The sequence below is a fragment of the Planomonospora algeriensis genome (genome assembly GCF_977012225.1).
On sequence record NZ_CDRNDK010000510.1, the window covers coordinates 1 to 4,140 of the forward strand.

Sequence of the window (4,140 nt, forward strand, 5' to 3'; positions counted from 1 at the left end):
CGGCTGGCGGCTCGGCAGCCTTGACGGCCTTGGCGGGCTCGGCCTCGGGCACGCTCTCGGGCTCGGAGGCGCCTCCGGTCTTCGCGGCGGTCTCCGGCTCGGCGGTGGGCGCGGCCGCAGCGGTCTCGGCCTTGGGCTTGGCGGGGGCGAAGATGACCGGCTCGCGACGGGCGGGCCTCTCCTCCGCGGTCCCGGCCTGCTCACCGGTCTCGGCCGCCTGCTCGGCCGCCGACGGACGTCCCTCGTCGAGATCCCCGTCGCCGCCGGCCATGCGCTTGATCCTGCTGCGGACCCGGTCGCCGAGCATCAGCGCCTGGCCGACTCCGCTCAGCGTGGTCTGCAGTACGTAGAGCGGTAGTTCCTTCGCCTTCCCGGCGACGTTGCGGAAGAGATCAGGGACTGACATTTCGTCTCCTGGAGAACGGTATCGGACAGCTGATTGCGGCAATAAGGTGCTTTGTGAGGTCAAGAGGCACGTGAACGGGCCCCATGGATACTCCACGTAGCATAAGAACATGACTTCAAAGACCCGCGCGACTCGACGCGTGCTTGTGGCGAAGCCCCGTGGTTACTGCGCGGGGGTCGATCGTGCGGTCCAGGCCGTGGAGAGGGCCCTGGAGCAGTACGGCGCGCCGATCTACGTGCGCAAGCAGATCGTGCACAACACCCATGTGGTCAAGACGCTCGAGGCGCGGGGAGCCGTCTTCGTCGAGGAGACCGAGGAGGTCCCCGAGGGGGCCATCGTGGTCTTCTCCGCCCACGGCGTCTCGCCCGCCGTGCACCAGGAGGCCGCCCAGCGCCGTCTGAAGACGATCGACGCCACCTGCCCGCTCGTCACCAAGGTGCACAACGAGGCCAAGCGCTTCGCCTCCCAGGACTACGACATCCTGCTGATCGGCCACGAGGGCCACGAGGAGGTCGAGGGCACCGCGGGTGAGGCGCCGGAGCACATCCAGCTCGTGGACGGCCTCGACTCGGTCGGCTCGGTCCAGGTGAAGGACCCCGACCGGCTGGTGTGGCTCTCCCAGACCACGCTCTCGGTGGACGAGACGACCGAGACGGTCACCCGGCTCAAGGAGCGCTTCCCCAACCTGATCGACCCGCCGAGCGACGACATCTGCTACGCCACCCAGAACCGCCAGGTCGCGGTGAAGGAGATCGCAGCCCAGGCCGAGCTGGTCATCGTCGTCGGCTCGGAGAACTCCTCCAACTCCAAGCGCCTGGTCGAGGTCGCCCTCGACCACGGGGCCGAGGCCTCCTACCTGGTCGACAACGCCTCGTTCATCCGGGACGAGTGGCTGGAGGGCGTCACCACGGTCGGCGTGACCAGCGGCGCCTCGGTTCCCGACGAGCTCGTCGCCGAGGTCCTGGCCCGTCTGGCGGCCCACGGTTTCGAGGACGTCGAAGAGGTCCTCTCCGTCGAGGAGAGCGTGCGCTTCGCCCTCCCGCACGAGCTCCGCAAGGACCTGCGCGCCGGGATCTGAGCCGGACGGGCCCGCCGTCCGGCCGCCTCCCGGCCGCGCCGTCCGGCCGCCTCCCGGGCCCGGTGGTCTGGAAGGCGGCCGGGTTCCGGGCGGGGAGACGCGTCAGCGGGCCGGGAGATCCGCAGGACCGCTCCGTCCGCGGGTCCTCCCGCGGTGCTACCGGCCCTCGCGGGGCGCTACTGGCCTTCGCGTGGCGAGCCGTACACCCTGGGCTCGAAGTAGCCTCGGGCTCGGGGGCGAATCCCGCCGCCGCGCCGGCGGTCCCGCTCGCGCGCGGCCGGGGGACGGCGGAGCCGGAGGCGCGCAGTTCGTCGCGCAGGTCGCGGACGCAGCGGGTCAGGCCGCGCCGCCAGGCGATGAGTAGCACCAGCGCCGAGCCGGCGAAGAGCCAGGGGCGCCCCGGGACAGCGAGCTGTAGATCCCCAGGCCGAAGGCCGTCGCGGGCGAGGGCGCGGTCAGGGACCGCACCGCCTCGGCGAGCAGCACGGCGGCGAAGAAGGCCAGCGGCGGGGAGACCACGAGCGAGAGCAGGTCGCGCGGGTTCACCAATGAGACGGCGGCGACGCAGCCGCCCACGAACGCCAGGCCGACCACGGCCGGTAGCCCGAGCACGGTGTTCAGCACGCTGCCCAGCAGCGTGAACACCAGCACGGACGCCACCGCGCCCCGTGCGGTCAGCCGGACGCCGGACGCCGGGTTGCGTTCACTCATGCGATCACCTCGCCGGTCCCCCCTCACGCCTGCTTCTGCACGGCTCCAGTGTGGGGCTCCCCCCGGTTTCAGGAAACGGCTCTCACAGCAGGTCTTCGGCCAACTTACCGTTCAGGCGGGAGCCGGGGGACGCGCTTGGCCCCTCTTCTTCCAGCAGTTCGGGCGAGGCCAGCGTGCGCGGCAGGTCCTCGACCATCTGCGGCCGGTCGAGGTCGGAGTCGACCAGGCCCAGGTCGTTCAGCTTGCGCGCGCTCACCAGGACCCTGGTCTCCAGGGACCCCACGGCCCGGTTGTAGGACTCCACCGACCGGCTCAGCGAGCGGCCCAGCGTGTCCAGGTTCCGCCCCATGCTGCCCAGCCGCTCGTAGAGCTCCTTGCCGAGCTCGAAGACCGCGCGGGCGTTCTCGCTGAGCGCGGCCTGCTGCCAGGCGTACTGCGCGGTGCGCAGCATGGTGATCAACGTGGTGGGGGTGGCGATGTGGACCCGCTTGCGCATGGCGTGCTCCAGCAGGCCGGGGTCGCGCTCCAGCGCGGGGGCCAGGAACGCCTCCCCCGGGATGAAGAGCACCATGAACTCCGGCGCGGGGCTGAACGCCTGCCAGTAGGCCTTGGCGGCCAGCCGGTCCACGTGGTCGCGCACGTGCCGGGCGTGGGCGTCCAGCCGGGCGGAGCGCTGGTCGGGGTCACCGGTCTCGGCGGCCTCCAGGTAGGCGGCCAGGGAGACCTTCGCGTCGACCACGATGTTCTTGCCGCCGGCCAGCCGTACCACCATGTCGGGCCGGAGCGCGCCGTCGGCGGTGGCCGCGTTCGCCTGCTCCTCGAAGTCGCAGAACCGCTGCATGCCGGCGATCTCGGCGACCCTGCGCAGCTGCAGCTCACCCCAGCGGCCCCCGGCCTCGGGCCGCTGCAGGGCGCGCACCAGGGCGTTCGTCTGGTCGCGGAGGCGGTCGTTGCTCTCCCGGACGATCTCGATGTGCCGGGCCAGCTCGGCGTGGGCGGCCCGCTGGCCCGACTGGGTGTCGCGCAGCTGCGCCTCGACGCGGGCCAGCGTGTCCTTCAAGGGCTCGATCAGGTGCTCGACCGCCTGCTTGCGCTGCTCCAGCTCTCCCGCGGCCTCGGCGCGGCCGGCCGCCATCCGGGTCTCGGCCAGCTCCAGGAAGCGCAGGTTGTTGACGTCGAGCGCGCGGGCCGACAGCGCCTGGAAGCGCTCGGCGAGCTGCTCCTCGACGTAGGCGACCTTCTCCTCGGCGGCCCTGGCCCGGGCCTCGGCGTCGGCCAGGCGGGCGACGGCGTCGGAGGCTCCGGCCGAGGCCCGGGCCCGGCCCAGCAGGAACCCGATCGTGAGCCCCGCCGCGAGCCCCACGGCGAGCTGGAAGGCGAGTGCCATGACGTTCATGCCCGCAGATGATCCCAGGTCCGGCGGCTCCCGCCCGGGCCGACACGCCTAGCGGACCGGCCGGGCCGTTCCGCTTGTGCGCACGCCCTCCATCACTCAAAGTTTCATTGTGAACACGTAAAGTAGGGGGAGTTCGTGAGTACACGTGCCTTACATCCGAAGACGGCGCCGGTGCTGGGGGCCGCACTCGTCATCGTCGCCACCGCCGGTGCCGCGGCGATCGGGCTCATCGCCGGTCAGGGGGGCGGGGAGCCGGGCGTGGCGGCGGCGGGCGTCGGCGCGGAGTCCCCGGCCGCGCTCACCTGGGGTCGGGGGGCCTGCGTCGACCGGCAGGGCGCCCGGTTCGACCTGGTCCCCTGCGCGGCCGCCGACGGCAGGGTCATCTCCGTGGTGGGCGCCCGCGCGCCCGAGTGCCCCGCCGAGACGGACGAGCTGGTCATGATCTCCGGTGCCCCGGCCGCGCCGGGGACGGCGGGGGAGGCCGGCGAGGTGGCCCCGCAGAGCCTGCGGGCGGGCCGTACGGCGTGCGTGCGCAGCCTGCGGGGACCG

The 4,140-nt window shown here is 72.7% G+C and carries 4 protein-coding genes and 1 pseudogene; 2 read left to right on the forward strand and 3 right to left on the reverse strand.

The features are described from left to right. Positions 1-406: pseudogene (locus ACWJ6R_RS31345) on the reverse strand (hypothetical protein); the annotation flags it as partial. A 109-nt stretch (positions 407-515) separates the two neighbouring features. Between ACWJ6R_RS31345 and ACWJ6R_RS31350 the strand changes: the two are divergent. Next, complete coding sequence (locus tag ACWJ6R_RS31350) at positions 516-1,484, forward strand: 4-hydroxy-3-methylbut-2-enyl diphosphate reductase (RefSeq protein ID WP_449065684.1); 969 nt, start codon at positions 516-518, stop codon at positions 1,482-1,484. 336 nt (positions 1,485-1,820) lie between these two features. On the opposite strand, the gene ACWJ6R_RS31355 is transcribed toward ACWJ6R_RS31350, so the two are convergent. Next, a complete protein-coding gene (locus ACWJ6R_RS31355; protein ID WP_449065685.1) occupies positions 1,821-2,195 on the reverse strand; it encodes a DUF6542 domain-containing protein in 375 nt (124 codons plus the stop codon). Between the two features lie 82 nt (positions 2,196-2,277). Further along, complete coding sequence (locus tag ACWJ6R_RS31360; protein ID WP_449065686.1) at positions 2,278-3,591, reverse strand: DNA recombination protein RmuC; 1,314 nt, start codon at positions 3,589-3,591, stop codon at positions 2,278-2,280. A gap of 171 nt (positions 3,592-3,762) precedes the next feature. Between ACWJ6R_RS31360 and ACWJ6R_RS31365 the strand changes: the two genes are divergently transcribed. Continuing rightward, positions 3,763-4,140 (forward strand): hypothetical protein (locus tag ACWJ6R_RS31365; RefSeq protein WP_449065687.1); only part of this gene is annotated, 378 nt, incomplete at its 3' end.